The following is a 26,518-nucleotide window of genomic DNA, read 5'->3' as shown; positions in this document are numbered from 1 at the left end:
CAATGTCTTCTCTTCTTCAGGTTATTTATACTTATTGTATCAGAATTTGATCTTAAGGAAGAGATACGGGAAGAGGTGCATATGATGAAAATAAAGCTGATCCGCCACGCCACTCTATGGCTGGAATACGGCGGTGCGACGTTTCTGATCGATCCCATGCTGAGTGCGCAGGGTGTGAATCCGCCGATTATGAATTCGGGCGATGAACGCCGGAATCCCCTGGTATCCCTGCCCGGTCCGGTTCAGCAGTGGCTGGAGCCGGATGCTGTACTGGTCACGCATCTACATCAGGATCACTGGGATGCTGCAGCAGTAGAGCAGTTGTCCAAGGAGTTGCCGGTGTATTGCCAGGAAGGTGATGGGGAGCGAATTGCTGCCCAGGGCTTTGGGCGTGTTACAGAAATTATGGATACCGGCTCTGTGTCCGTCGGCGGTGTGACCCTGACACGTACAGGCGGGCATCACGGGACAGGGGAGATAGGAGAATTAATGGGTAAGGTCTCCGGCTTCGTCTTCCGGGCGGAGGGCGAACCTGTGCTGTACCTGGCGGGAGATACCATCTGGTGCGAAGAGGTTCAGCAGGTGATAGCGGGGCAGACACCGGAGGTCATTATTGTCAATGCCGGAGGGGCACGGTTCCTGAACGGTGGGCCGATTACCATGGATGAGCAGGACGTGGTGCAGGTATGCCATGCCGCTCCGGCTGCTTCGGTAATTGCTGTGCATATGGATACGATTAATCACTGCCATGTAACGAGGGAGCTATTGAAGCAGCGCCTTGAACAGCAGGGCTTACTGAGCCGCGTGGCTGTTCCGCTGGATGGAGAGTGGATCTGATGATGTAAACGATCTCACAATCTCTCGCTTCCCGCTTGACTAACCTGTAGAATCATGATAAATTAATCCTTGTTCATGTTAATGTTCCCTGATAGCTCAGTTGGTAGAGCACTCGACTGTTAATCGAGTTGTCACAGGTTCGAGTCCTGTTCGGGGAGCCATTACTTGGAGAGATACCCAAGTGGCTATAAGGGGACCCTCTGCTAAGGGGTTAGACTGCGTAAGCGGTGCGAGGGTTCGAATCCCTCTCTCTCCGTTACATAAGGAGCTCATATTGAGCTCCTTTTTTGATTGTTTAGGAAATTATGATTTTAGTCCGATATGGATTCACTGAACACAATGGGCAGCGCGTGGTCATCTGGGCCGGAGACGGATGTAGTCGAAAAACCGACCACAATGGCTATGCCGCAGGCATTTTGTTCAAATATAAGAGTATATATGTTTCACACGATAATTTATCCTTCTATTTCTCTCTGAAACGGTAACGTCCTTTAAAAGGACGGCAAAGCCGTTTCCACTTGTTCGAAAGAATTTAGGGCCCCCGCAAAGTACCCACTTTGTGGGGTTGTTTTGCGTTCATCCGGCAGAAGCGGGCGGAATCTCTGAATGATATGATTTTCCTTTGTGATGTCGTAATTCCATATAATTGATGTCGCATTTATCTACTAAAAATCCTGCTTATTATATGATACTTTATAGGTGATGTCAGAATAATGTATATGGAGGTGCAGGCGGGTGAGCATTAGGATTGGCAAGATCAGCTATTGGCATGTACATGCCTGGGATTATACGAAGCAGGCTCAGGAGCATAGCAATACGGAAATTACTGCGGTATGGGACGAGGATGCGGAGCGGGGCAGGAAGGCGGCAGAGAGCTTGAATGTCCCGTTCTATGATTCTTTGGAGGACATGCTTGCCCGGAAGGATATCGATGCCGTGATTGTCGACGCGCCAACCCATATGCACCGGGAGGTCATAATTGCGGCGGCCAGAGCAGGCAAGCACATTTTCACTGAAAAGGTTGTAGCTGCATCGCTGAATGAGGTTAACGAAATCCTCTCCGAGGTCGCGGATCATGGAGTGAAGCTAACCGTGTCTCTGCCGCGGCTAAATGACGGTTACACGTTATCGGTTACAGACATTCTAAGCCAGGGACTGCTTGGGGAGATCACTTATGTCAGAGTCCGTTTATCCCATAACGGCGCAACGGCCAACTGGCTTCCCGAGCATTTCTATAGCCTGGAGCAATGCCAGGGCGGGGCTTTGATTGATCTGGGATGTCATCCCATGTACCTGACCAGGCTGTTTCTGGGTCAAGAGGTGACCGGGGTCAGCGCGAGCTTCGGATATGTGACGGGCAAGGAAGTGGAAGACAACGCAGTTGCGACGCTCTATACGGATTCGGGAGCAATCGGTGTGGTGGAAGCTGGCTTCGTGAACAGCTATTCCCCTTTTACCATAGAAGTGCATGGAACGGAAGGAACTCTGCTTTATGGTACGCCTGAAGCGAAGCTGCTGGTTAGAAGTAATAAAGCAGCAGATCAAGGGGCTGCCTGGAACGATACGCCTGTGCGGGCCAACCGGGACAGCGCTTTTGAGCAATGGGTTGGCCACATCCAGAACAACACACTTGCTTCTGACAATATTCAAGCGGCAACGGAGCTTACCCGGTTAATGGAGGCGGCGAATCTCTCGGCGAAGGCAGGACGGGTGGTCCGGTTAGCCGAACTGAAATCTTAATCAGTTATCCGGGTACAGAGCGTAGCTCAAGCAGGAGGTTAACATGAGCCCTTTTCCCTTCGAGATTATGTTTGAGAAGATGGATCTGCTGGAAAGACTGGATATTTCCATCCTGTGGGGACATTATGAAATTTCTGTTCTCCGGTTTCATTTGACCTCTTTTCCCCCGGGGAAGGTCATTGATTTCCATAACCATGCTGAATTTGAATTTCATTTCATCCCGCGGGGCAAGGGAACGGTCATTCTTGGGGATCAGCAGTATCCTTTATCGGAGGGAATGCTCTATTTGACCGGACCGGGAGTTATGCATCGTCAGGAAGCAGATGCGGAAGAGTCGATGGAGGAGTTATGTCTGCATATCCATATTGCGGAGAAGCAGAGGGACGATGCAGACCCGTGGGAGGTTGCGGAAGCGGAGGAATGCGTGGAGAAGCTGAGGAGGCTGCCGCTTATCCCTGCGCAGGATTATCACAGGGCGATGAAGTGTTTTCTGGAAGCCTATGAGGCCTGTGACGGCAAGCTTGCGGGATATTACACCTCTATCAAGCATCTCGTGATCAGTATCCTGCTGAAGGTAACCAGAGCATATGATGCAGGCGGGATGGGAGCTGCGGCACCCGTACGGGATATGGTGACCTACCGCTATCAATATGCCGTTCAATACATGGAAGCGAATTATTCAGCAGCCGTGACGCTGGAGAATGTTGCCGAGAAGCTGAATATCAGTCCGAGGCAGCTACAGCGGATATTTAAGCAGGTTGATCCGGATCACACCTTCAGCCGGATTCTTGAAGACATCCGGTTGCAGGCGGTGTGCAGCAAGCTTGAAGCTAGCAGCCTGTCGATCGAACATATCGCGGAGTCCGAGGGGTTCACCAATGCGACCTATCTGCATTCGGTATTCCGCAAGCGGCTGGGCATGACCCCGGCTGCCTACCGCAAGGCCCGAAAAATACTTGAACAGTGAGGATGAGATGGCTATGAGCAAAGTGTATCGTGTTGGAGTTATCGGCTGTGGAGGTATTGCGAACGGGAAGCATCTGCCTGCCTTAAGCAGACAGGATAAGGTTCAGGTGGTAGCTTTTTGCGATATTATCAAGGAACGGGCTGAAGCTGCTGCTGAACAATACGGCAGTGCAGAAGCTGCTGTCTATGCGGACTATCAGGAGTTATTGAAGGATACTTCCATTGATATTGTTCATGTGCTTACTCCTAATGATGCGCATGCGGAAATATCTATTGCGGCTTTGGAAGCGGGCAAGCATGTGATGTGTGAGAAGCCCATGGCCAAGACAGCGGCAGATGCCAAACGTATGGCTGAAGCAGCAAAACGTACAGGGAAGAAGCTGACCATAGGGTATGACAACCGCTTCCGGCAAGACAGCTTGTATCTGAAAAAAGTCTGTGAGGCAGGCGAGCTCGGCCATATCTATTATGCAAAAGCACATGCTATCCGGCGGAGAGCAGTCCCTACCTGGGGGGTCTTCCTGGATGAGGAGAAGCAGGGGGGCGGCCCGCTTATTGATATTGGAACCCATGCGCTGGATCTGACGCTCTGGATGATGGACAACTACAAACCGAAGGTTGTGCTGGGGACCAAATACCACGAGCTCTCCCAAAAAGAAGACGCTGCCAACGCCTGGGGACCCTGGGACCCGAAGAAATTCACCGTGGAAGACTCTGCCTTCGGGATGATTGTGATGGAGAACGGTGCAACGATTACGCTGGAGGCGAGCTGGGCGCTGAATTCGCTGGATGTGGATGAAGCCAAGTGCAGCTTAAGCGGAACCGAAGCGGGGGCGGACATGAAGAACGGTCTTCGGATTAACGGGGAAAAGCATAGTAAGCTGTACACGAACGAAATTGAGCTTGGTGCCGGAGGAGTAGCCTTCTATGAAGGCAAAGAAGAGAAAGCTACGGATATCGAATTAAGAAAGTGGATCGAAGCGATCGAACAGGATAAAGATCCGGTCGTGACTCCTGAACAGGCTTATGTGGTCTCCCGGATTCTGGAGGCAATCTATGAATCGGCGCAGACGGGGAAGGCCGTATATTTGGACTAACGTTACACGGCCCAGCAGAATATACCTGACAATAAGCCGACCTCCTATGTTAAGGGAGCGGCTTATTTGCCGGTTCAATCCGTTACCCCTTTAATTAATTGAAGGAATGATGCTGTAAAGAGACAAATGTTATATTAATTCCGCAGGAAAAAAGTATTGTATAAGAAAAGGAAACAACTTCTAAAACGTTCCTGCTTAAAAATCCTCTGTTTTTCTCCTGTTTTCTGCGCATTTTTCGTAAACCTACAATAACCTACCGAATCCTACATATATCATGTTATGTAATATAACACCAACTATTGAATTTTGTATTAATTCCCACAATTATTAGTGACGATTCTCTGACCATGTGTTAATATAAATGACATCATAATCCAAGAAAAGAGAAACAGCACAGAGAAAGGGGTATACAAGATGAATATGGGGAGAAGGGGATGGCGATGGAGTATTTCATTCAGCAACTAATAAACGGGATATCCGTAGGCAGCATTTACGCTCTGATCGCCCTTGGTTACACAATGGTGTACGGTATCATCAAGCTGATTAATTTTGCGCATGGCGATGTATTTATGGTAGGGTCGTTCATCGGTCTGTACAGTGCCAAATACCTGGCGAATGCCGGATTGCCGCCGATCGTTGTACTGCTCTTGTCGCTGATCATCTCGATGACCATCAGTGCATTGCTCGGTATTAGCATTGAACGTCTGGCGTATAAGCCGCTTCGTAAGTCCACTCGAATTGCAGCGCTGATTACAGCGATCGGCGTATCCTTCCTGCTCGAATATACCGGAGTCTTGATCCTCGGGCCGCAGGCCAAGGGCTTCCCGGATATTATGGATAAGAAGCAGTATCACCTCTTCGGGTCTTCTATCCAGGTCGAATCCAACCAGATCATGATTCTGCTAACAACGATTATTCTTATGCTTGTACTGCAGTATATCGTTCGTTACACCAAGACGGGAAAAGCCATGCGGGCCGTATCCTTCGATGTAGAAGCGGCGCGGCTGATGGGCATCAACGTAGACCGCACCATTTCAGCCACCTTCGCCATCGGTTCGGCGCTGGCCGCTGCAGCGGGCGTGATTTTCGGCATGACGTACAATTCGGTTGATCCTCTCATGGGCGTCATGCCCGGGCTGAAGGCTTTTGTCGCGGCAGTGCTTGGAGGGATTGGCAGTATACCGGGTGCGCTGGTTGGCGGATTGCTGCTGGGAACCGTTGAGACAGAGATTTCTTCACTCGGGTTCTCGTCCTGGCGTGACGGCGTAGCCTTTGCGGTACTGATTCTAATCCTTATCTTCAAACCATCCGGACTGTTCGGCAAGAATGTCCGGGAGAAAGTGTAGGGGGAAGCTGCCGTGAAAAAGATAAATAAAAAGTTCTGGCTGGGTATATTGATCGCCCTTGCGTTCTATGGAATCGTAAAAGTTCTTCTAACAACGGGAGTTCTTAGTGATGTAAATCAGTCTATGCTGCTGCTCATCGGGGTTAATATCATGCTGGCCGTGTCGCTGAACCTGATTACCGGGATTACCGGGCAGTTCTCCATCGGCCATGCCGGGTTCATGTCGGTGGGTGCATATACCTCGGCGATTCTTACCCTTGACTACAATGTGCCGTTCATTCCTGCGATTCTTGCGGGTGGGCTGCTGGCAGCGGTATTCGGTGTATTGATCGGGATGCCTACACTCCGGCTTAACGGGGACTATCTCGCTATTGCCACGCTGGGGTTCGGTGAGATTATCCGCATCATTATGCTGAATACGGAATATGTCGGCGGTGCTTCAGGGCTCAGCGGTATTCCGGCCAAAACGACCTGGACCATGCTCTTCTTCTTCACCCTGATCTCAGTCGTACTGATTAATAACTTCATTAGATCTACTCACGGCCGGGCCTGTATTGCGATCCGTGAGAATGAGATTGCCGCTGAGGCGATGGGGATTAATACAACACGCTACAAAATCATCGCTTTCACCATCGGTGCGCTGTTTGCCGGTATGGCGGGCGGCCTGTCGGCCCATACGTTCTATGTTATTACGCCGGGGAGCTTCAACTTCCTGAAGTCTTTTGAAATCATCGTTATGGTGGTGCTTGGGGGGCTGGGCAGTACGGCAGGCTCTATCGTAGGTGCGGTGTTCGTTACCCTGCTGTACACCTACTTACGTGAATTCCCGGAATGGCGCATGATTATCTACTCCATCGTGCTCATTCTGATGATGATCTTCCGTCCAAGCGGCCTGCTTGGCGTAAGCAAGTTCTCATTCTTCAAGTTCAGCAAAAAGGAGGCGAAGGCAAATGACGCAATCGAGAGCAGCGGTACTCCTTGATGTGAAAGCGGCCAGCCGGGCCTTCGGCGGACTGAAGGCGGTCAGCGAGGTATCTCTTCATATTGATAAAGGCGAGCTGATTGGCCTGATCGGACCCAACGGTGCCGGTAAAACCACGCTGTTCAACCTGTTAACCGGAGTGTACCCGCCATCGTCGGGCAGCATTCTTTTGAATAATGAGTCCATCGGCGGGATGAAGCCTTACAAGATCAATCATAAAGGCGCTGCGCGTACGTTCCAGAACATCCGCCTGTTCACGGCTATGACCGTGCTGGAGAACGTCAAGATTGCCTTCCATCAGCATGCGAAGCACTCGTTGTTCTCTTCGATGCTACGTCTGCCGAAGCATTTCCAGGGCGAAGAGGAGATTACCAGGAAGGCGATGGATATTCTCAAAATCTTCAATCTGGCTGACCAGAGTGAGGAGGTAGCCAGCAACCTGAGCTATGGGAATCAGCGGCGTCTGGAGATTGCCCGGGCGCTTGCGGCCGGACCGAAGCTGCTGCTGCTCGATGAGCCGGCAGCCGGGATGAACCCTAATGAGACGCGTGACCTGATGAATCTGATCGCCTGGATCCGGGAGGAGTTCGACCTGACCATTCTGCTGATCGAGCATGATATGTCACTGGTGATGGGGGTCTGCAGCCGCATCTACGTGCTGGACCGCGGAATCCTGATCGCTGACGGAACGCCGGCGGAGATCCGCAACAATCCGAAGGTCATCGAAGCGTATTTGGGACAGGAGGCGTAGCGCCATGCTTACAGTACAAGGGATTAATGTATATTACGGAGCCATTCATGCCCTGAAGGACCTTAGCATCACCGTGAAGCAGGGAGAGATTGTGACACTAATCGGTGCCAATGGCGCCGGCAAGTCTACGCTGCTCAAGACGCTCTCGGGGCTGCTGAAGCCCAAGACAGGAAGTATTGAATTCCGGAATAAATCGATAGTGAATCAAAGTGTACAGGCGATTGTCAAAGAAGGGCTGATCCATTGTCCTGAAGGACGGCGCGTATTCGCTAATATGTCGGTCGAGGAGAATCTCGAATTAGGCGCTTACCTGCAGGATGGAAGCAGCCTGGCTGCTGACTTCGCGAAGGTGTATAACACCTTCCCGCGATTGCTTGAACGCAAAAAGCAGCAGGCCGGAACCTTATCCGGCGGGGAGCAGCAGATGCTGGCGATGGGGCGTGCTATTATGGGCCACCCGAAGCTGCTGCTGCTGGATGAACCGTCGATGGGGCTGGCGCCGCTGCTGGTCCAGGATATTTTCCGGATTATCAAGGAAGTCAACGATGCCGGAACCACTGTACTGCTGGTTGAGCAGAATGCGCACCAGGCGCTCAAAATCGCCGACCGTGCCTATGTCCTGGAGACAGGCCGGGTAGTGCTTGAAGGGGATGCCAAGGAAATGGCCGATTCCGATGAGATCAAAATGGCTTATCTCGGGCACTAGCAGGCTATCCATACTACAGCAGCATCACAGAAACAACATATATAAACTAAATAATCAGGAGGCTGGGAGAAACTATGAAGAAAATTGGGGCCATTATCTTGTCGACAGTATTGACTGCGGTATTAGCATCCGGCTGCGGCAACAACACAGAGAACAGCGGTAACTCTGCAAGCGGCGGCAACACTGCCGGAGGCACCATCAAGATCGGGGCTGACCTTGAGCTCACAGGCGGTCAGGCTTCTTTCGGCGACTCCGCATCCAAGGGCGCGAAGCTGGCGGTTGACGAGATCAACGCCAAAGGCGGTATACTCGGCAAGCAGCTGGAGCTGGTAGTTGCAGACAATGCATCGAAGTCTGAAGAAGCTACCCAGGCGGCACAGAAGCTGATCACCAATGACAAGGTCGTGACCATTATCGGCGCATCCACTTCGACCAACACGCTGGGGATCGTTCCGGTAGCTACGGAGAAAAAGATTCCGCTCGTCTCGGTAGGGGCTACCAATCCGAAGGTTACTGTGGATGAGCGCAGCGGCAATGTCAATGAATATGTGTTCCGCGCGGCGTTCATCGATCCGTTCCAGGGTGAGGTGATGGCTAACTTTGCACTCGATTCCCTGAAGGCTAAGACGGCTGTCATCTATACCGATACTTCGTCTGACTACTCCAAGGGTCTGCAGAAGTTCTTCGAAGAGACATTCAAGGCCAAAGGCGGCGAAGTGCTGAGCCAGGAGTCCTACCAGCAGAAGGATTCGGACTTCAAAGCAGTTCTGACCCGGATCAAAGCAGCGAACCCGGATGTCATCTACCTGCCTGGTTATTATGAAGAAGTAGGTAAAATTGTGAAGCAGGCCCGTGAAATGGGCATCACCGTTCCGTTCCTCGGCGGAGACGGCTGGGATTCCCCGCAGCTGGCGGAAATCGCCGGTGCCAAAGCGCTGGAGAATACGTTCATGTCCAATCACTACTCGCCTGAAGATACAGCTCCTGAAGTAACCAGCTTCGTAGACGCCTACAAAGCGGCTAACGGCGGAGCGGTTCCCGATGGTATGGCGGCCCTGGGCTATGATGCCCTGAAGCTGGTGGCTGATGCGATTACCCGTGCGGGTGAAGCTGATCCGGCGAAGATCACAGAAGCACTGGCAGCGACTAAGGATCTGCAGCTCGCTACAGGCAAAATCACCCTGAACGACAAGCATGACCCGGTCAAAGCAGCAGTTGTGCTGAAATTCGTGGACGGGAAGCAAACCTTTGAAACCAAGGTTAATCCTTAAGCAGTGAAATTGCATATACTAAGGTGAAGGGAACGGAGAGCCGGTCCGCAGGAGGCCAGGGAGCCTCTTGCCTAACCTTAACCATGAAGAGGAAGGCCCCGAATGGGAGCCTTTCTTTTCGCATCTTACAGGGATAGAATGTTGACTATAATAGAACAACTTTGAGGGGGAATCGGCATGATTATTGGCGTACCCGCAGAAATCAAGAATAACGAGAACCGCGTCGCCATCACCCCGGCCGGGGTGGAAGCGCTCCGTAAGGCAGGTCATGAAGTGTATATTCAAGCTTCTGCCGGAGCGGGCAGCGGCATGGGTGACAAGGAGTACTCAGATAAAGGTGCAGTGATACTCGATACGGCTGCTGAGGTCTGGAGCAGGGCAGAGATGATTATCAAAGTGAAGGAGCCGCTGCCGGAGGAGTACGGTTATTTCCGCAAAGGACTGATCCTCTTCACCTATCTGCACTTGGCACCTGAAGCAGAGCTGACCAAAGCACTGGTGGATAGCGGTGTGACCGCTGTGGGCTATGAGACGATTCAGCTTGAGGACGGCTCGCTGCCGCTGCTGATTCCGATGAGTGAGGTCGCCGGACGGATGGCGGTCCAGATCGGTGCCGGACTGCTGGAGAAGCCGCATGGCGGCAAGGGCGTTCTGCTGGGTGGTGTGCCCGGCGTGCAGCCGGGAGAGGTCGTCATTGTCGGCGGGGGAATTGTCGGCAAGAGTGCGGCGAAGATCGCGCTGGGCATGGGGGCGCGCGTCACGGTGCTGGACCTGAATGCGGGCCGTCTGCGCGCGCTGGATGATATTTTTGGCGGACGGCTGGTGACCGTGATGTCGGATTCCTATCATCTGGAGCAGGCTGTGCGCCGTGCGGATCTGCTGATCGGGGCGGTGTTGATTCCCGGTGCCCGTGCCCCGAAGCTGGTTACAGAGGACATGGTGAAGCAGATGGAGGAAGGCTCTGTCATTGTAGATGTTGCGATTGACCAGGGCGGCTCGATTGAGACCATTGACCGGATCACCACCCATGAGAACCCGACGTATGTGAAGCATGGCGTGGTCCATTACGCCGTAGCCAATATGCCTGGAGCGGTCGCCCGGACCTCGACACTGGCGCTGACTAATGTGACTATTCCTTATGCGCTACAGATTGCCAATCTGGGCATCCATGCAGCTGCGGTGAAGAACGCGGCGCTTGCGGGCGGCCTGAATGTGGTAGCTGGACAGGTGACCAATGCTGCGGTGGCCGGCAGTCTGGGGTATGAATATGCGGATGGAATCCAGGTGCTGGCTGCTGGCGGGGAGAAGTGATCTATAGAGGGGAGAAGCAGATGTTGTACACTGTAGTTCTCCCTTCAAAAAAAGGCTTGTCAAATCCGCCAGCGTTTGATATACTCATTTTTGTTGTCACAAAGAAAAACTTTAAATCTGGCTCGTTGGTCAAGGGGTTAAGACACCTCCCTTTCACGGAGGTAACATGGGTTCGAATCCCATACGAGTCACCAATTCTTCTTCGATAGATGGGATGAGAATTCCTTGGTTTCGTTGAAGCCTCAATATGCGGTAGTGGTGGAATGGCAGACACGCTATCTTGAGGGGGTAGTGGGTGTATACCCGTGGAGGTTCGAGTCCTCTCTACCGCATAACATTCAAAAAAGCAAAAAACCTCGATAATTCAAGGGTTTTTGCTTTTTTATTTTTCCGAAAAAACATACACTAATAATCTGTTTATTTTTGTTGACGAGTTGTTGACGGAAATTTAATTAAGAAAAGTGAATGCTGTTGGGATTTGTGTATTTAACAGTATTTGAAAAAGAAATGATGATCATAGCAAAAATGAGAAGAGCGGCGTTATTAGTATGCAAAACAATGATGCCAAAATTAGGCGCAAATTTTTGGGATTAGTATTACCAACGTTCAACCAACAACCATGCATAAGGGGGGAATGGATTTCCAACCGTTTCGCCAAAGCCAATGCCTGTTCAGGGGGAAGGTTTCATTAAGGACGAGATCGTATGGGTATTTAAGTTGTCCATCACTAGCCGAATCCGTTTTGACGCTGGATAGTGGACCTCCAGCAGTTCTTGGATCTGCGAGCCCAGTCAAATTTCGTGCGTCATTCCGAAGTCTGCACGTAACGTCACCCAGCGAACGGCTTGGTGAACAGAAACAGGCTGCAACTTCTTTTACGAACGTGTATTTGCATTATTCTCGAAGAACCTAACCTGGCTGCATGATTTGTGGAGGGGAAAATGACCTTCCCTGTTAGGCGTCCTCAATTACGAATTGGGCATACCACTACCGTGACGGAGAGCGCCATTAATCCGCGCCTATTTAAACGCTGGTGTCATGGTGGTTGGAAGTTTGAACGTATCTGGGGGACGCCACAACATTCTGATGGATTATCTGGATAAGGAATTGACCGGCGAAGGTTACGATTTGTACGTTACGCGGACGATTGTAGTAGGAGAGCAGGGGAGAGCGTCATGGAGTCGGTAGGTCGGTTTTTAGAAAGAAAGCTAAAACTCTGAATATGAACCGGGATAAGATCACTGTGGCAAGGCCATGGTACGGGAAGTTTTTAAGATTTAGTTTCCTGAGCCAGAGACAAGCGAATATTCGAATAACACCGAAGAGTCTCTTAGTATATAAATAAAGGACTCGAGAGTTAACAAAACAAACCTGGTTCATTTCCATGGAAGCTTGGCTATTTTCGTCTATCGGTGGCGAAGAGACACTAAAAACTGGAACAGTGGATTCGGAGAAGACTCTGAATGTGCCTGTGGAAGCAATGGAAACGAGTGCGTACACGGATCCGCGACCTTAGTGCGTTAGGTGTTCCAGAATGAGATTTCTTCACGATGGTAAACTTAAGCAGAGGTACATGGGAAATGTCCTCTATTAAAAATATTATGGAAACATAGTTAAAGTAGAATTAAAATGATATACCAAGATGTGTATGATCTTCATATCCAACAACTAAATAACATACAAAAAACTAAACGAGTAATATTGAATTGATGCTCAGTTCAGATGTGTTCTTTAGGGCGGAGTTCACGTCCTAAAGAACACAGGAATTTAAATTTAAATTTAAATCTAGTTCTTCTTGTATCAGAGAACGTACATCAAACATCTAGATTAGATTTTAGATGTATATGATTTTACTGAATGAGTGTGGAGAAAAATGTTAAATATTTGGGTGTGTCTGAAAACGAAAGAAACATATGATATGAGAAAATAGAATGGAGAAACAAGCATGATTCCAAGACGGTACGAAATAACCGATGAACAGTGGGAACAAATCAAGGACGACATGTTCCCGCCCTATGAAACAGAGCGTCCGTCGAAATTAAGCAATCGTACGATGCTTAATGCCTTTTTTTGAATTGCCCGATCCATTTGCAGAAGCGACTGTAGGACGTTTTCCATGAACCATAACGTTCTTCGGGCAAGTCTCGCCATGCCGCACCACTTTATACGCATAGCTTCCGTTTTCAAATTGACCCAATGATAAGTTTTCAGACACGCTCTAGTTAAATATGGGGAGTGGGCGAGATAAGTGTATTATCTATAGCTGGAGGACTTGGTAAAGATAGTAACGATGCTACCGATAATTAGGAGTACAATTGGAAACCCAAATAATAATATGAGTGCTGATGACATTCCTTCATAGGAAGTTGTATTAATAACTACAGGAATGTTTACTCCAACTACTGAAAGAATGAACAGAACTACACCGATGACAAGTCCTACAATACCAAACATTTTAATCGTTCTTACTTTTGATTTAGATGAATTTTTGCTCATTAAAACTCCTCCATTGTTCCAATTTTGGATTTTTTGATTCTGGCACTTAGGTAACTTGTGTTAGGCGGTTCCTTGTAATATACGCCGAGACCAGTAATCCAATACTAAAAAGCATATAAATGAGGCTTACTATCCAGAAGTTTATGCCTGCGTCCGAGATCCAGTTTGTCCCTTGTGCTGACTTCATACCTAAGAAGTCGAGATAGGGTAATTTATTTATCGGACCTATGTACCAAATGATCATATACAACACCTCAAATGTACGGTTGGTTTTTGTAGTTACACCTGCTGCAAGTGCAAAGCTAGAAATGAGCAGAGCAGCAGAAATCCAAAGTGATATATACTCAACATTTCCTTCTAGTATAAAACGAATCAACATCCCCCCTCCTGTTAAACATGTAAGTAAAAAACCTGACAACCAAACAGCTGTTAACTGTCGGGAAACAAAACGTGGGCTAGACGCTATTAGAAAATGAGTCTGATAGCGATATTCCCGATTCCCCATTCCAGACCACAATATTAATGGCCAAATCCATGTAACCGGCCAGATCATCCATTGAGATGATAGACTTAGGGGCATCAATAGACCCAGGGTGATCAAAATTATCGCAACAATATACCAACCGAGTGCCACGTCCTTCATCATTAAACGCCATTCAGCAGTTACCAATGTCAAGAAAGAGTCACGAACGGTCACAGGCGTAAGTGTCGCAGTGCGGATTTCGGGGTCCGTTAAATACTTATCTTGAACTGGCGGAATCAAAGCGATTTCGAGTACTTGATCACTGTCAGTTTCTGATGTATGAGGAACTTCCTGAAAGCGGCGAAAGAAAACGGCTGATAATAGTACCAGCAGGAATGCAAAAAAGAATAATGAAAGCTGCTGCCCGATTAACGACCCGGTCCAATGAACACCTTGCCATTCGAAAAGCTGAATGGGCGTCTCGCCAAGAGTCAGTATGCCCATTCCGAATAAACCTGAATATTGTGGTTGAAGCGCAGAGAGATCATTGACCATTCTGTTTGTGATTATACTTGTTCCGAAAGGGATATAGCTGGAACTAGCAGTAAATGCAATGAAGAGGAAAAAATAAATTATATTTCCGAGTACACCTTGTAAGGTCTTTCGTGTCTCAAATAAAACAGAGAGTGCAGAAACGACGGCTATCATCGGGAAAGTAAGGAACAGAAAGGGTGATATTAATTTCCATATTTCGAGCTTAGTAGCTTCCCTGCGCACCTGTTGCATAATAATAGCAATAATCATCACTACAATTACAATAATGGATAAAACTACAAAGTTGCTGATTGCTTTACCGACTAAATATTTCAGCTTACTTACTGACGTAGAAGCGATAATTTGTCCAAAACCAGTTTCTTCATCACGTTTTATACTGTTTCTTACTAAATAGAAACCAAACAGCGATAAGAACAATGTAGTTGAAATGGCGACAGATGCACCTACCCAAGCCGAGTTATAGATTCCCCGAAAATTATCCAAATATAGTGTCACGTAACCGCCCTCGGCAGGTGGAACAAAGAAGTATGCTATCATAATAGCAATACCCAAAATGACTACAAACGCAAATTGTCTAATTCTCTCAAAAAGATCAGCACGTGCAATGTTAAATATTGTGCGGAATACTTCCACTTAATGTTCCCTCCTGGGTAGTTTTAATATATAAATAGGCATCCTCAAGAGTTGGAGTTACTTTTGTTGAGTCAGGAAGTGGGGAGTGATCAGAGACAATACGAAGTTGTAGGCCATCTTCTCGTCGAATTGTACCACTGATTGTCCATTTACTACGCGCTTCCTGAAGCTCGTGATCAGCTATAATTACTGACCATACCTTATCTTGTACTTTATGTAGAAGTTGGGAAGGAGCTAACTTAGTTAGTAATTGCCCCTTCGATAAAATAGCAATCTGATCAGCAGTTGCCTCTATGTCGGATACAATATGTGTGGAAAAGATAATAATTCTTTCTCCTGATAAATCAGTCAGGAGACTGCGGAAGCGGACTCTTTCTTCTGGATCAAGGCCAACCGTTGGTTCGTCAACAATAAGTAACTGAGGATCATTGAGAAGCGCTTGAGCAATCCCTATTCTCTGACGCATCCCCCCTGAAAAACTTCCAATCGGGCGCTTTAATGTATCGTGTAAATTTAACAGTTCAAGTATTTCCATAATTCTAGGTCTGATCCTACTGTTGTCTAATCCTTTTAATGCGGAAACATACTGGAGAAATTCTACGGGGTTTAAATGCGGGTACACACCGAAGTCTTGAGGTAAGTATCCGAGGACACGACGTAATTCGTCAGGACTTTTGCGAATATCCGTTCCATTCCAACTTACAATTCCATTCGAAGGCTGTGAGATGGTAGCCAAAATTCGCATAAGGGTGGATTTACCAGCCCCATTAGGTCCAAGTAAACCTACAATCCCTGGCTTCAATTGCAGAGTTATCTCCTGTAATGCCCAAAAACCTTTCCTGTACTGCTTACTCACTTGTTGTATGTCGAGCAGCATTCTCCTACCTCCTAAGGGTAAAAATAAAATATATGGAAAAAAATAAATGTTAGTTAATCATACAAGTTCCTTTCATACTTGTCTATAAAAGTTTGTATTGAAAATGAATACATACTATCAAATTTCGATATAGAAAATAGGTAATAAAAAAAGTATTGAACTTACAAAATATGCCACTGAGGCTTGCCAAAGAATTTTAGAATATGGGTTTAAAGAATTAGGAATTCATCGGGTGGTGGCTATGTGTAATCCTGAGAATGCGTCTTCCTGGAGATTGCTGGAGCGATTGAATATGCGCCGTGAAGGGCATTTCAAGAAAAAAGCCTTTTTCAAACGAACAGATGACGGGCAGCCTATATGGCATGATGCGTACCAGTATGCGATTTTAAATGAAGAGTGGAGTTTTATCGTATAATCCTATCAATCTTGGAGACAATACTAGTAAACGCCTTATTGGGAGGTAGTCTACGGTAATGAATTACTCTGAGATCTATGATCTTCACCTTCGATTGTTAAAAGCTTACTCTGCCCATAACAACGGAGAGTACTCGGCCTATCAAAGGGAAATCGATTACTACACGAATCAGCTGCGTTTTGCGGAGGATAGGGTGCAGAGGATCTTCGTTCTCAATCAATTGGTCAAGATTCATGAGAAAGAGCGGGATGACCTGATCCGGTGGTGTTCAGAAGCCTATTTTCATAAAAATTATGATGTGAATGACTCACCGGACGGCAGTCTTGGATAATGCCAGCCGGTGAGTTTTTTTGTGTGAAGATCACGCCAATTTGCAAGTCTTTTAGGAATCCATTTCCATTGACAGCCCTTCCATGTTCCGTTATACCTGCATATATATCAGGATTCGACAGGAACGGGGGATTTCTACAGTGAATTCATTGATTTCGGTCATGCTTGTGGATGATGAGCCGCTTGCACTTGATCATGTATACCAATCGGTTCCATGGGAGGAAAATGGCTTCCGGGTGGTCGCTCAGGCGACCAGCGGGCGCATGGCATTGCGGAAATTCGAGGAGCTGCGTCCGCAGATTGTCATCACCGACATCTCCATGTCACCTATGGATGGCTTGGAGCTGGGACGGCATGTGGTCCTGCTTGCCCCTAGAACGCGGCTGATCTTTCTGACTGCTTACCGGGATTTCGACTATGCCCGTCAGGCACTGGAGCTGCGCGCGGCCCATTATCTGCTTAAGCATGAGATCAGCCGGGGCCGCTTGCTGGAACAACTGAAGCTGCTGAAGGAGGGGCTGGCAGCGGAAGCCGCCGAGGAAGAAGGGCATGGACATGCGCTCCATATCCTGCTTAAGGATATGCTGGCCGGCAAGTATCAGGCTCCTGCAGGAAATCAGGAATCAAGGCTGCACCGCCTCGTGGCAGACTATTATCAGGGTCAGCCCGGACTGCTGTATTTCGAGCTGGAGGCTGCATTGAGGCTGGACGGCAGCCGGAGTAATGCACGCAGTGGCACGGCCCTCGTATGGAAGAATATCGAAGAAGAGATCCGCCGTCAGACAACGGACTTGGAGGAGCTTCAACTCCTGGAGATGGATGAAGGCGGATACATCCTGCTGCTGAAGTTATCCTCTTCCAGCAGTCTGCTGCTCCAGCATTATAACTTGCGGCAGCTCGCGGCCCAAGTTCTGCTCTGCCTGGAGTCTTTCTATCAGGGGAACCTTCCCAGAGTAATAATATCCGCAGGTAATGGCGCAGAACCGCCGGACCTCAGATATGCGGCGATGAGGCAGGCTTATGATTATTCTGTGTTTTTGCCGCCCGGTGCCGTATTTCTGCTGGAGCAAGCTGCTTCTAATCGAGAAGCTACCCGTATGGCCCAAGAGGTCAGACAATACCTGTTATCCCCCGAGCGCAGCCTGCTGGAACGGCTGAAGACGGGTCTGGACCATATCGCCGCTCAGGCTTATTTGGGAGATTTGCGCGCCGTCATGGGTGAGATCAAGGGTGCAAGCGGCAAGGACGGAAACAACAGCCCTGATCAAGTGCTGGGTACAGACGCGAGGCAAGTAGTTAACAGTTTGTACCGGATGCTTGAAGAATACTTGCAGCAGCGGCAGAGCCAGAAGCAGTATTCCCGCTGGGTCAACAAGGCGATGGAGTATGTTGCCGGGAATTACGCCGATCCCGACTTGTCCCTGGAGACGGTCGCAGGCCATCTGCAGATCAGCAGCATCCATCTTCGGACAACCTTCAAGCGGGAGACGGGCCAGTCCCTGCTCGACTACACGACGGAATATCGGATCGGGCTGGCCAAGAAGCTCCTGCAGACCGGTGAATACAAGATCTACGAGGTATCGGAGAAGGTAGGGTACAAAACCAGCCAATACTTCAGCCAGGTCTTTAAAAAAACCACGGGGATACAGCCCAAGGATTTCCTGCAACAGAGGGGCAGGGAATAGCTATGCGAAAAATTAAGAATAAAATTCTCGGCAGCGTGATTCTGATCGTTACGCTGTCGGTAACGGCCATTAGTGCTCTGGCGTATGAACAGTTCTCTTCAATTCTCGAAGCACAGGCCCTGCGTGAAGATACCATCCATCTGGAGCAGACCACGAATCAGATGAACCACCTGATTGACGATGTGCAGAAATATGCCGCCAATATGGTCAACGATGAGCTGCTTCAGCAGTTTGCTGCAAGGTTGAAGTATTCCTCTACGTATGACGAGCTTAGTGCATACCGCGATGTGGTCACTCAGCTAACCAAATTCAATGTACTGCGGGACTATCTTGAGAGCTCGGCCATCGTCCGCTCGGACGGAAAGATCTTCTGGTCCTCCCTGTATATTGACCCGTATTTTGAACGGCTGCTGCAAGAGGATTGGTATCAGGATGCCTTGAAGAACAATACCAAAAGCGGGTTCACAGCTCCCCATATCATCCAGGACCCTGACAGCAAAAAAATCGTCAGCTTCTTTATCCGTTTTGATCCCCAGTATGGCGGGGTGCTGCTTCTGAATATTGATTATACAGCTTTTGAGAGTCTGTTCCAGTATTTGGGCCAGTCCTTCGACCAGGTAGCCTGGATCGGCCCGGGTCATTCATTGCTTTATCAGCAAGGCACCGCTACAGAGCTGCCTGCCCACACGCTGAGCGCAGACAGCCCGGACATTCAAGTCGTTAAGCATGACAAGGGCTATTATCTGGCCAGCGCTTTTGAGAAATCGGACTGGTCCGTCTCCACGTTTACCTCCAATGAACGGTTCTATGAATGGGTGGGTTATATTGTCCGCTACTGGGCCATCTTCCTCGCCTTGTGTCTGGCGCTCTGCTTCCTGTTGTTCCTCCCCATCATCTCGAATATTATCCGGCCGATCCTGCAGATGACCAAAGCGATGAAGCAGGTGTCTATGGGCAACTATAATGTTCAGCTCTCGTTCCGCAGCAATGATGAGCTGTCTGTGCTGAAGAGTGGTTTTGAGACGATGCTTGGCGATATTGAGCGGCAGATGAGCGAAAGGGTGGAGCAGGAGCGCTGGAAACGTAAAATGACGGCCGAGCTGCTGTTCGCCCAGATCAATCCCCATTTTATCTACAATACACTTAATACGGTTGTGTATCTGGCCCGCAAAAAGAATTACCCGGCTATTGAAGAGATGGTTGAATCCTTCATTGGCATTCTGCATGATGCTGTCAATATCGGTGATACCAGTCTGTATATCACGGTGGAGCAGGAGATGAACATTATCAATCACTTCGTAACGATTCAGAAGTACCGGTATGCAGACCGGTTCGAGGTAGTCTGGAGCGTAGAAGAGGAAGCGAAGGGTGACTATATTCCAAAAAGCCTGATCCAGCCGCTGGTGGAAAATGCTATTTTTCATGGATTTTCAGAGAAGGAGACTGTAGGCCATATAGAGATCATTATCCGCAAGCGCAGCGGAAGGCTGCTGGTCTCGGTCAGAGATGACGGCTGCGGCATGAGCCAGGAGAAGGCCCGGTCTATTATGAATGGAACCCTGCCGCCTGCGCGTCTCCCTTCAGGGGCTATGAAGCAGATTGGATTATGGAATATCCGGGAGCGAATCGAGTATTTGTACGGTCAGGAAGGCCGCCTGGTCATCCGGTCAAGTGAGCAGAGAGGCACCAAAGTATCTGTTCTCCTGCCCGTCCGGCAGCAACCGTCCAAGTGAAAAGCACTATCATTATTTATACAAAATCATCAGATCGTCTAATTGTTGGGTGATCCCTTCAAGCTTATAGTACTACTATACAGACGGACGGAAGACATTACAGGAACCGCCCGCTGTCACAACAGATGCAAGGGGGATCTTAATTTGCACAATCTATTCAGTAAAAAAGCATCGGTTATAGCGCTTGTTCTAACGTTATGCTTCACCTTGGTGCTAGCCGGCTGCGGCAATGGAAACAACAATGCTTCCGGGGGTTCCAACAGCACAAAGACTGCGGCCACCTCAAGTGATCCTGCAAACGCTTCCGGTAAATTGACCGTCTGGGGCTGGGATAAAGCCTGGTTCGAGGGCACCGGAGCGAAGTTCAACGAGAAGTTCCCGAATGTGAAGCTGGAGTTCGTTGAAGTCTCGGCGGGGGATTATCTGAAAAAAATTCAGACCTCCATCGCTGCCGGCTCCGGGCTGCCGGATATTATCTGGGGAGAAGCGGCCTTCCGTGGCGCTCTGTATGAGCTTAACGTACTGCAAAGCTTGTCCGAAGAGCCCTACAAATTCGACACCTCCAATCTGCTCGACTTCGAGCTTCCGCTGCTGACGAACAGCAAGGGAGAGCTTGTTGGTCTGGAGCAATCCGGCTCGCCTGGAGCACTGGCTTACAAGCGTGATCTGGCTAAAGAATACTTCGGAACAGATGATCCTGATGCATTGACTGCAATGTTCCCTGATTGGGATACCTTCATTGCCAAGGGCAAGGAAGTCTATGAGAAAAGCGGCGGCAAGACCTTTATGCTGGGAAGCCTGATGGATGCCTATACCATCCTCTCCAACCAGGGTACAACCGCTGTTGTGGACGGAACCAAGGTGAATACTCAAGAGCTGCTTAGGATCTTTACTCAGCTGCAGTCCATCCGCGACAATAACGCAGAGGGCAAGCTGGCAATGTGGTCACCCACCTGGAATGCTTCGTATTCGCAGGACAACGTAATCTTTTATCCGTCGGCGAACTGGTCGCCAGAATTCGTAATCAAGCCTAACGACAAGGCCAGTAACGGCCGCTGGGGTCTGATGGTGCCTCCGGAAGGCGGATATCCATACGGCGGTACTACTATCGGCATTTGGAAAGACAGCAAGAATAAAAATGCAGCCTGGACGTATCTCAACTGGCTGTTAGGCACGGATGAAGGCGCTGAAGCCAACTTCGCCGTCTCCGATTACATTTTGCCGCTGAAATCCTTCTTCAAGGATACTTCCAAGCTGTCTTCCGGGGCAGATGAATATTTCGGCGGGCAGGATCTCGGCAAGTTCTGGGTAGAGAAGGTATTCCCGAACATGAAGTCCAAAGCGGTGACCAAATACGACCAGGATATCTATAGCTCCTCTGAGCTGGTGCTCCAGGTCATGGCACAGGATAACAGCTTCGATGCGGCGCAGGCCCTGGACAAATGGGAAGAACAGCTGAAGAAAAATCATCCTGAGCTGACTTTTGAATAACGATGCAGAAATCTAAAGGAATTAGCAGCAAAAATAAATGGCCGTACCTGTTCATCACACCTTATTTCTTGTCCTATGCTGTACTTAGCTTGTTCCCGATCCTCTTCACTCTATATATCAGTCTTACGGACTGGGATTTGTACGGCAACCGCAATTTCATCGGATTCAGCAATTACACGCAGCTATTTTTCCATGATGCCTTCTTCTGGAAATCCCTGCTCAATGTCATGATCTTCATGGTTGTATACCTTCCGGCCCTTGTCCTTATGGGCATGCTGGTAGCCAGCCTGATCGAGAGCAAGCTGATCCGCCGCAAAACCTTTTTCCGGCTCAGCGTATTCAGTGCCTATATGACGACCCCGGTCGCTGTCGGGATTATCTTCTCCCTATTGTTCGATTGGCAGGGCGGGTTCTTCAATAATATGCTGATGGAGCTGGGCATTATTCAGGAGAAGATTAATTGGCTCGGCTCCGCCAGCTCCTCCCGCTGGGTAGTCATTCTGATGGTGTTCTGGAAAAATCTTGGGTATTTCGTCATGTTCTACACGGCAGGGATGGCCAGTATTGATACTTCCATCTACGAGGCAGCAGTCATTGACGGAGCCTCTTCCAAAGATGTGTTCACGCGCATTACGATTCCGCTGCTGAAGCCGATCAACCTGTTCCTTATTATTACTTCCATTATCAGCGGCTTGCAGCTTGTCGAAGAACCGATGCTGCTGTTCAGCGGCTGGGCTTCCGGCTCCAGTATGGTAGGAGGGCCTGACGGCTCCACCTTCACACCAATCTGGTACATGTTCGACGCTTCCTTTAACGGCAGTGCATTCAAGTACGGCAAAGGGGCAGCGATCGCTTACGGCACCTTCCTGTTCATCGCCTTGTTCTCAGTAGTTGGCATGAAATGGATTAACAGGGGCGGTGACGATAAATGAGAGCAAAGAAATTCTTTACCGTATTGCTGCTTAGCCTGATCGCTATTGCGTTCCTGTTCCCGTTCTATATGATGATTGTGATGGGTACCTATTATTCCGAAGACCTGTTCAAGCAGCTTCCGATCCTGCCCAGCGGTTATTTGGTGGAGAACCTGAAGACGATTATGTCTGCCAGTTTCCTGCGGAATTACTGGAACAGCTTCTATGTTGCTGTACTGTTCACTCTGGTGACGGTCGGGGTGGCCTCGATTACCGGCTTTGCTTTTGCTAAATATGAATTTAAGGGTAAAAATGCACTGTATGGCTTCATCCTTCTGACGATGATGATCCCCGGCCACCTGGGCCTGATTGCTTATGTAATGGAGATGAAGTGGTTCCACCTTAATAACACTCATGCGCCGCTGATTCTGGCCGGACTGAATAATGCCTTCGGCGTATTCTTCATGACCCAGTTCATACGCTCTTCTGTCCCGACAGAGGTCATTGAGAGCGCAAGAATCGACGGCTCTTCGGAACCGGGTATTCTCACCAGAATTGTTATTCCTTTTCTAATGCCTGCGATCAGTACTCTGGGGCTCATCTCGTTCCTCGGGTCCTGGAATGGTTATCTGCTGCCGCTGGTGACGATCAACAAGCCCGAGCTGTACACGCTGCCGCTGGGAATTGCTAATCTGTCAACGGTCTTCCGCACGGATTATTCAGCCAGTATTCTGGGTCTTACGCTGGGTACCCTGCCGCTGATTATTCTCTTCCTGTTCGGCTCGAAGACCCTGGTCAGAGGACTTACCGGCGGAGCGGTCAAAGGCTAACTCACTAAATTAGGTAAGAAACTGCAAAGAACAGGAAAGAAACCTCTCTTGTAGTGAAATGGAGTCCGCTCAGCCATTTCACAGGAGAGGTTTCTTTGTTCATTAATAGAGTGGGAGGGAAAAGAAGGATTTTGCCAGGATTAGATGGAATAAGAGTAGCTACAAGAAGAATAATGCCAAGACTGCTCACTTAGGGAGAACTGCTGCTCCAGCTGGAACTAAGATGGCGGCAGGTTCAACAACTCTGAAACTTGACGGCGGTATCTGTCTGCCTTGCGCGTGCCGTGAATCAGGTTGGACAGCCGATAGGGTGGGATGTCATGTAATTCACAGAATTTCTTCTGATCCAAGTGCAGTTCTGCCAGACGTTGCTTAATGGCCCAGCCGTAGGCAGTAATAGGGCGTTTGCTGTTCAGATTGCTCACCTCGTATCGACTATCCAGCCGGTATGATATAAAATAGGTAAAGATATAATAATAGTTAATTATATACTTTTTTACGTCATTTTTCAATAAAAAATAACGTTTTTACGTATTATATTTTTTGGGGGAGGCAGTTGGCTGATGCAATCCATCTATGAACGTATTGAATTATTGATTAAACGGCAAGGAATGACGAAGAAGTCCTTCTGTGCACAGCTCGGAATCAGTACCGGCAATATGGGAGACTGGAAGCGTGGTAAATCTACACCTGGCACACATAAGCTGATTGAGATTGCTGCATTTTTTCATGTGAGCTTGGATTGGCTGATCCTGGGTAAGCAGACCCAAACGATTCAAGAAAGCGGCGAGGATTATTTTTTTGGCCAAATGCGGCAATTGAATTGCCAAACCGAAGAGCTGCTGCCGGAGGAAAAGACCTTTATTAAGGAATATCTGGCCTTCACCAAGTACCGCAAGGATCAGGATACGAAAGGCGAAAAATCTTAAGCAGGCATCTTTACTTTTGAGCGCAACCGATTTATAATATTGAATGTTGGCCTCAAACAATGCATTAACGTTAGACACACCGCGCGGTAGTGGTGGAATGGCAGACACGCTATCTTGAGGGGGTAGTGGGTGTATACCCGTGGAGGTTCGAGTCCTCTCTACCGCATAACTTTTAATGAGCAAAAAAACCTTGAGGTTTCAAGGTTTTTTTGCTTTTATTATTTACGCCAATGAATCGACATCTGCATTCTGGTTTACCTTTGTTGACGAATTGTTGACGGATAATACCGAATAGATAGGTTATAACGGTGCATAATCAACTAAAACTTACATAACCTGATTCCATTCAGCGTACATAACGCGGAGGATTCAGGTTTTTTTAATCTTGGCACAAGAAAAAATCCGGCTTAAACAAGTATTCCAAAGGATACATGTCTTTGCGGGCTGATACTAATCCTTTGAACAAGGCGAAGGGCTGCATCTCCGAGTCATTTGAATAGCGGAACCCAAGATCTTCAGCTTTATTGAGTTGCACAATTACAAATGCATCTTCTGCATCGGTCAATTTATAAAGGACATTCTCGGGATGGAGCACATTCTCCAAATGGTCGAAAGTAATCAAATGAAACTCCTTACCGCTCCATTCAGTTTCAATAACTTTGAAAGCCTGTTTGCTCACAAGATCAACAAATTTTTGGAGAGTCAGGCTTAATTCAATACCCGTAATTTAACCTTGTTTATCCATATCGTTACCATACTCTGTATCGTAAGATTTACCATAATCTGCCCTGAAGGTATTCTCACTAATTCTCATTTGAATGAATGCTGGGGTTAAATCTAAATCTGTTACATAAGGAATATATAGCTTTTTCTTACTGACATATAGGCTTATTTCGTTTCTACTCCAATAAGCGTCATTGTACTCAGTTTCTGGTGGTGTAAGATAAATATAGCCCATGTTAGAGTGCTCCCCGTGGTAGCATGTAATTCTCATATTTACCGCTCCTTTAAGCTTGATTGTAATTAGACGCAATGCTAATATAAAGGTTTCAATTTATTAGATGAATATAAAGGAATATATTAACAAACGTATGTTCCCTGACAAGTTATGGTGTAAATGATTAGGTATAATGTGTTAAAAGAGCCTTTCAGTAGACTTAGACATCATAGGAATTCGAATTCTTATTGTAAGGAGACTAATCATGGTAGAGAAATTTATACGTTTATTCAATATCATTAATGCGATCCAATCAAACCCTGGTATCTCCGCAGCCGATTTAGCTTTTAAATGCGATGTAGACATACGGACGATTTATCGGGATCTGCGCTTATTAGATACCATCACTCCTATAACGAATACAGGCAAAGGGACTGGCTACCGGTTTATGGGCAATTTCTTTATGTATCCTCTTAATTTTTCAGAACAAGAAGCGCTAGTATTCTCCCTGTTGCCCTCAATGGTGGACGAGGACAAATTGCCTCCCGGATTCCATACGGCCTACGATAAAGTCATGTCCACACATCACAAGGAAAAATCCAAGCAAAACAGTATCATCGAGGACATCACCAATATTATTCAGATGGGTACACCAGCTTACCGTAAAGAAAGCCCTAATTATCTGCAACCGCTTATTCAGGCGATTTTAGAGCAGAAGACAATACAAACCACTTATCATACCCAGTATCGGAATGAGACTACCGAGCGCAAGATTGATCCGTACTACCTCGTGCCTCGTGATCAGCGCTTCTATTTAATCGGTTTCTGCCATACCAAGCAGGACATTCGGACGTTTCGAATCAGCCGTTTCCTCAAAGTGGATTCTACGACTGAAACGTTCGACAAGAGTGACTTTAATATCAAAAAGTATCTCAAGAACACATGGTCAATAGAACAAGGTGAGAAAAATATTACCTTTAAAGTACGGTTTAATGCTGAGGTTGCCAGGTACATTAGGGAGGAAGAATTGTTCGTTCATCCGCGTATGACAGATAACAAAGACGGCAGTATGATTTTTGGGGTGACTGTAAATAACGAAAAAGAGTTTATCCGCTGGATTCTGCAGTATGGGCCAGCCGCTGAAATATTAGAGCCAGCTTCTGTGCGTGAAACAGTTAAGAGTCAATTAGCTAAGTGGACCGAGTTGTATAAATAAACTAAGCAGGA

At 48.1% G+C, this 26,518-nt stretch carries 27 protein-coding genes, 5 tRNA genes and 1 pseudogene; 26 read left to right on the top strand and 7 right to left on the bottom strand.

Translation table 11 applies throughout. The features are described 5' to 3' along the window. The first annotated feature begins 84 nt into the window (after positions 1-84). The 16 genes from MKX42_RS28035 to MKX42_RS27960 all read left to right on the top strand — a co-directional run bounded on the left by MKX42_RS28035 (position 85) and on the right by MKX42_RS27960 (position 13,080). Positions 85-837: an MBL fold metallo-hydrolase gene (locus MKX42_RS28035; protein ID WP_340757869.1), complete on the top strand. Its 753-nt coding sequence runs from the start codon at positions 85-87 to the stop codon at positions 835-837. Positions 838-922: 85 nt separating this feature from the next. Next, positions 923-998, top strand: a tRNA-Asn gene (locus MKX42_RS28030). 6 nt (positions 999-1,004) lie between these two features. Next, positions 1,005-1,093, top strand: a tRNA-Ser gene (locus tag MKX42_RS28025). Between the two features lie 479 nt (positions 1,094-1,572). Further along, entirely contained in the window at positions 1,573-2,577 is a 1,005-nt protein-coding gene (locus MKX42_RS28020) for a Gfo/Idh/MocA family protein (protein ID WP_340756294.1), read from the top strand. A 43-nt stretch (positions 2,578-2,620) separates the two neighbouring features. Further along, positions 2,621-3,544, top strand: coding sequence for an AraC family transcriptional regulator (locus tag MKX42_RS28015; protein ID WP_340756292.1), 924 nt, complete (start codon positions 2,621-2,623; stop codon positions 3,542-3,544). 13 nt (positions 3,545-3,557) lie between these two features. Further along, a complete protein-coding gene (locus tag MKX42_RS28010) occupies positions 3,558-4,640 on the top strand; it encodes a Gfo/Idh/MocA family protein (protein ID WP_340756291.1) in 1,083 nt (360 codons plus the stop codon). Between the two features lie 440 nt (positions 4,641-5,080). Then, positions 5,081-5,986 carry a branched-chain amino acid ABC transporter permease gene (locus MKX42_RS28005; RefSeq protein WP_340756290.1) on the top strand — a complete coding sequence of 302 codons (906 nt, stop codon included), beginning with the start codon at positions 5,081-5,083 and terminating at the stop codon, positions 5,984-5,986. A 12-nt stretch (positions 5,987-5,998) separates the two neighbouring features. After that, the gene (locus MKX42_RS28000) at positions 5,999-6,967 is read left to right on the top strand and encodes a branched-chain amino acid ABC transporter permease (RefSeq protein WP_340756289.1); all 969 of its coding nucleotides are present in this window, start codon (positions 5,999-6,001) and stop codon (positions 6,965-6,967) included. Continuing rightward, complete coding sequence (locus MKX42_RS27995) at positions 6,936-7,718, top strand: ABC transporter ATP-binding protein (RefSeq protein WP_076086757.1); 783 nt, start codon at positions 6,936-6,938, stop codon at positions 7,716-7,718. The genes MKX42_RS28000 and MKX42_RS27995 overlap by 32 nt, the downstream gene beginning before the upstream one ends. Positions 7,719-7,722: 4 nt before the next feature. Then, a complete protein-coding gene (locus tag MKX42_RS27990) occupies positions 7,723-8,424 on the top strand; it encodes an ABC transporter ATP-binding protein (protein WP_340756287.1) in 702 nt (233 codons plus the stop codon). A gap of 74 nt (positions 8,425-8,498) precedes the next feature. Continuing rightward, entirely contained in the window at positions 8,499-9,695 is a 1,197-nt protein-coding gene (locus tag MKX42_RS27985; RefSeq protein ID WP_340756286.1) for an ABC transporter substrate-binding protein, read from the top strand. Between the two features lie 177 nt (positions 9,696-9,872). Continuing rightward, positions 9,873-11,006: an alanine dehydrogenase gene (gene ald, locus MKX42_RS27980; RefSeq protein WP_340756284.1), complete on the top strand. Its 1,134-nt coding sequence runs from the start codon at positions 9,873-9,875 to the stop codon at positions 11,004-11,006. A gap of 119 nt (positions 11,007-11,125) precedes the next feature. Further along, positions 11,126-11,200 (top strand) — tRNA-Glu (locus MKX42_RS27975). A gap of 55 nt (positions 11,201-11,255) precedes the next feature. After that, a tRNA-Leu gene (locus tag MKX42_RS27970) sits at positions 11,256-11,338 on the top strand. Positions 11,339-12,059: 721 nt separating this feature from the next. Continuing rightward, positions 12,060-12,194 carry a hypothetical protein gene (locus MKX42_RS27965; RefSeq protein WP_340756282.1) on the top strand — a complete coding sequence of 45 codons (135 nt, stop codon included), beginning with the start codon at positions 12,060-12,062 and terminating at the stop codon, positions 12,192-12,194. Between the two features lie 757 nt (positions 12,195-12,951). Next, positions 12,952-13,080: a hypothetical protein gene (locus tag MKX42_RS27960; protein WP_445669347.1), complete on the top strand. Its 129-nt coding sequence runs from the start codon at positions 12,952-12,954 to the stop codon at positions 13,078-13,080. A gap of 7 nt (positions 13,081-13,087) precedes the next feature. Here the strand turns inward: MKX42_RS27960 and MKX42_RS27955 are convergent. The 4 genes and pseudogenes from MKX42_RS27955 to MKX42_RS27940 all read right to left on the bottom strand — a co-directional run. Further along, positions 13,088-13,168: pseudogene (locus tag MKX42_RS27955) on the bottom strand (transposase); the annotation flags it as partial. Positions 13,169-13,259: 91 nt separating this feature from the next. Continuing rightward, positions 13,260-13,502, bottom strand: a complete 243-nt coding sequence (locus tag MKX42_RS27950) for a hypothetical protein (RefSeq protein WP_340756280.1) — start codon at positions 13,500-13,502, stop codon at positions 13,260-13,262. A gap of 46 nt (positions 13,503-13,548) precedes the next feature. Beyond that, positions 13,549-15,153 (bottom strand): hypothetical protein, encoded by a 1,605-nt coding sequence (locus MKX42_RS27945; protein ID WP_340756278.1) that lies wholly within the window; start codon positions 15,151-15,153, stop codon positions 13,549-13,551. Further along, positions 15,128-16,030: an ABC transporter ATP-binding protein gene (locus MKX42_RS27940; RefSeq protein WP_340756276.1), complete on the bottom strand. Its 903-nt coding sequence runs from the start codon at positions 16,028-16,030 to the stop codon at positions 15,128-15,130. Before MKX42_RS27940 ends, MKX42_RS27945 begins: the two co-directional genes overlap by 26 nt. 136 nt (positions 16,031-16,166) lie before the next feature. Between MKX42_RS27940 and MKX42_RS27935 the strand changes: the two genes are divergently transcribed. The 7 genes from MKX42_RS27935 to MKX42_RS27905 all read left to right on the top strand — a co-directional run bounded on the left by MKX42_RS27935 (position 16,167) and on the right by MKX42_RS27905 (position 23,425). Next, complete coding sequence (locus MKX42_RS27935; RefSeq protein WP_340757867.1) at positions 16,167-16,445, top strand: GNAT family N-acetyltransferase; 279 nt, start codon at positions 16,167-16,169, stop codon at positions 16,443-16,445. A gap of 58 nt (positions 16,446-16,503) precedes the next feature. Beyond that, positions 16,504-16,776 carry a hypothetical protein gene (locus MKX42_RS27930; protein WP_340756274.1) on the top strand — a complete coding sequence of 91 codons (273 nt, stop codon included), beginning with the start codon at positions 16,504-16,506 and terminating at the stop codon, positions 16,774-16,776. 139 nt (positions 16,777-16,915) lie between these two features. Further along, a complete protein-coding gene (locus MKX42_RS27925) occupies positions 16,916-18,460 on the top strand; it encodes a response regulator transcription factor (RefSeq protein WP_340756272.1) in 1,545 nt (514 codons plus the stop codon). A gap of 2 nt (positions 18,461-18,462) precedes the next feature. Beyond that, the gene (locus MKX42_RS27920; protein WP_340756270.1) at positions 18,463-20,193 is read left to right on the top strand and encodes a cache domain-containing sensor histidine kinase; all 1,731 of its coding nucleotides are present in this window, start codon (positions 18,463-18,465) and stop codon (positions 20,191-20,193) included. Positions 20,194-20,337: 144 nt separating this feature from the next. Further along, complete coding sequence (locus MKX42_RS27915; protein WP_340756268.1) at positions 20,338-21,684, top strand: extracellular solute-binding protein; 1,347 nt, start codon at positions 20,338-20,340, stop codon at positions 21,682-21,684. Between the two features lie 2 nt (positions 21,685-21,686). Continuing rightward, on the top strand, positions 21,687-22,616 hold the full coding sequence (locus MKX42_RS27910) for a carbohydrate ABC transporter permease (protein ID WP_340756265.1): 930 nt from the start codon (positions 21,687-21,689) through the stop codon (positions 22,614-22,616). Further along, positions 22,613-23,425 (top strand): carbohydrate ABC transporter permease, encoded by an 813-nt coding sequence (locus MKX42_RS27905; RefSeq protein ID WP_076159039.1) that lies wholly within the window; start codon positions 22,613-22,615, stop codon positions 23,423-23,425. Before MKX42_RS27910 ends, MKX42_RS27905 begins: the two co-directional genes overlap by 4 nt. 218 nt (positions 23,426-23,643) lie before the next feature. Here the strand turns inward: MKX42_RS27905 and MKX42_RS27900 are convergent, their stop codons facing one another. Continuing rightward, on the bottom strand, positions 23,644-23,841 hold the full coding sequence (locus tag MKX42_RS27900) for an XRE family transcriptional regulator (protein ID WP_340757865.1): 198 nt from the start codon (positions 23,839-23,841) through the stop codon (positions 23,644-23,646). A gap of 147 nt (positions 23,842-23,988) precedes the next feature. Here MKX42_RS27900 and MKX42_RS27895 point away from each other — a divergent pair, with 147 nt between their 5' ends. Beyond that, positions 23,989-24,354, top strand: a complete 366-nt coding sequence (locus tag MKX42_RS27895) for a helix-turn-helix domain-containing protein (protein WP_340756263.1) — start codon at positions 23,989-23,991, stop codon at positions 24,352-24,354. An 83-nt stretch (positions 24,355-24,437) separates the two neighbouring features. Then, positions 24,438-24,520: transfer RNA gene (locus MKX42_RS27890), tRNA-Leu, on the top strand. Positions 24,521-24,733: 213 nt separating this feature from the next. Here the strand turns inward: MKX42_RS27890 and MKX42_RS27885 are convergent. Beyond that, positions 24,734-24,976 carry a hypothetical protein gene (locus MKX42_RS27885; RefSeq protein WP_340756261.1) on the bottom strand — a complete coding sequence of 81 codons (243 nt, stop codon included), beginning with the start codon at positions 24,974-24,976 and terminating at the stop codon, positions 24,734-24,736. Between the two features lie 105 nt (positions 24,977-25,081). Continuing rightward, positions 25,082-25,312, bottom strand: a complete 231-nt coding sequence (locus MKX42_RS27880; protein WP_340756260.1) for a hypothetical protein — start codon at positions 25,310-25,312, stop codon at positions 25,082-25,084. A 244-nt stretch (positions 25,313-25,556) separates the two neighbouring features. Here MKX42_RS27880 and MKX42_RS27875 point away from each other — a divergent pair, with 244 nt between their 5' ends. Next, positions 25,557-26,507 carry a helix-turn-helix transcriptional regulator gene (locus MKX42_RS27875; protein WP_340756258.1) on the top strand — a complete coding sequence of 317 codons (951 nt, stop codon included), beginning with the start codon at positions 25,557-25,559 and terminating at the stop codon, positions 26,505-26,507. The last annotated feature ends 11 nt before the right edge of the window (positions 26,508-26,518 follow it).

It is taken from the genome of Paenibacillus sp. FSL R7-0204 (assembly GCF_038002225.1).
GTDB lineage: Bacteria > Bacillota > Bacilli > Paenibacillales > Paenibacillaceae > Paenibacillus_AQ.
Note: the sequence above shows the minus strand (reverse complement) of the source record. Positions and strands in the feature narration are given on the sequence as shown.

What these genes read in the sequence shown, in the direction of transcription:
- MKX42_RS28035 (WP_340757869.1), top strand. Translation starts at nt 85, where the DNA reads ATGAAAATAAAGCTGATCCGCCACGCCACTCTATGGCTGGAATACGGC.
- MKX42_RS28015 (WP_340756292.1), top strand. Translation starts at nt 2,621, where the DNA reads ATGAGCCCTTTTCCCTTCGAGATTATGTTTGAGAAGATGGATCTGCTG.
- MKX42_RS28010 (WP_340756291.1), top strand. Translation starts at nt 3,558, where the DNA reads ATGAGCAAAGTGTATCGTGTTGGAGTTATCGGCTGTGGAGGTATTGCG.
- MKX42_RS28005 (WP_340756290.1), top strand. Translation starts at nt 5,081, where the DNA reads ATGGAGTATTTCATTCAGCAACTAATAAACGGGATATCCGTAGGCAGC.
- MKX42_RS27995 (WP_076086757.1), top strand. Translation starts at nt 6,936, where the DNA reads ATGACGCAATCGAGAGCAGCGGTACTCCTTGATGTGAAAGCGGCCAGC.
- MKX42_RS27990 (WP_340756287.1), top strand. Translation starts at nt 7,723, where the DNA reads ATGCTTACAGTACAAGGGATTAATGTATATTACGGAGCCATTCATGCC.
- MKX42_RS27985 (WP_340756286.1), top strand. Translation starts at nt 8,499, where the DNA reads ATGAAGAAAATTGGGGCCATTATCTTGTCGACAGTATTGACTGCGGTA.
- ald (WP_340756284.1), top strand. Translation starts at nt 9,873, where the DNA reads ATGATTATTGGCGTACCCGCAGAAATCAAGAATAACGAGAACCGCGTC.
- MKX42_RS27960 (WP_445669347.1), top strand. Translation starts at nt 12,952, where the DNA reads ATGATTCCAAGACGGTACGAAATAACCGATGAACAGTGGGAACAAATC.
- MKX42_RS27950 (WP_340756280.1), bottom strand. Translation starts at nt 13,502, where the DNA reads ATGAGCAAAAATTCATCTAAATCAAAAGTAAGAACGATTAAAATGTTT.
- MKX42_RS27940 (WP_340756276.1), bottom strand. Translation starts at nt 16,030, where the DNA reads ATGCTGCTCGACATACAACAAGTGAGTAAGCAGTACAGGAAAGGTTTT.
- MKX42_RS27930 (WP_340756274.1), top strand. Translation starts at nt 16,504, where the DNA reads ATGAATTACTCTGAGATCTATGATCTTCACCTTCGATTGTTAAAAGCT.
- MKX42_RS27920 (WP_340756270.1), top strand. Translation starts at nt 18,463, where the DNA reads ATGCGAAAAATTAAGAATAAAATTCTCGGCAGCGTGATTCTGATCGTT.
- MKX42_RS27910 (WP_340756265.1), top strand. Translation starts at nt 21,687, where the DNA reads ATGCAGAAATCTAAAGGAATTAGCAGCAAAAATAAATGGCCGTACCTG.
- MKX42_RS27905 (WP_076159039.1), top strand. Translation starts at nt 22,613, where the DNA reads ATGAGAGCAAAGAAATTCTTTACCGTATTGCTGCTTAGCCTGATCGCT.
- MKX42_RS27895 (WP_340756263.1), top strand. Translation starts at nt 23,989, where the DNA reads ATGCAATCCATCTATGAACGTATTGAATTATTGATTAAACGGCAAGGA.
- MKX42_RS27880 (WP_340756260.1), bottom strand. Translation starts at nt 25,312, where the DNA reads ATGGGCTATATTTATCTTACACCACCAGAAACTGAGTACAATGACGCT.
- MKX42_RS27875 (WP_340756258.1), top strand. Translation starts at nt 25,557, where the DNA reads ATGGTAGAGAAATTTATACGTTTATTCAATATCATTAATGCGATCCAA.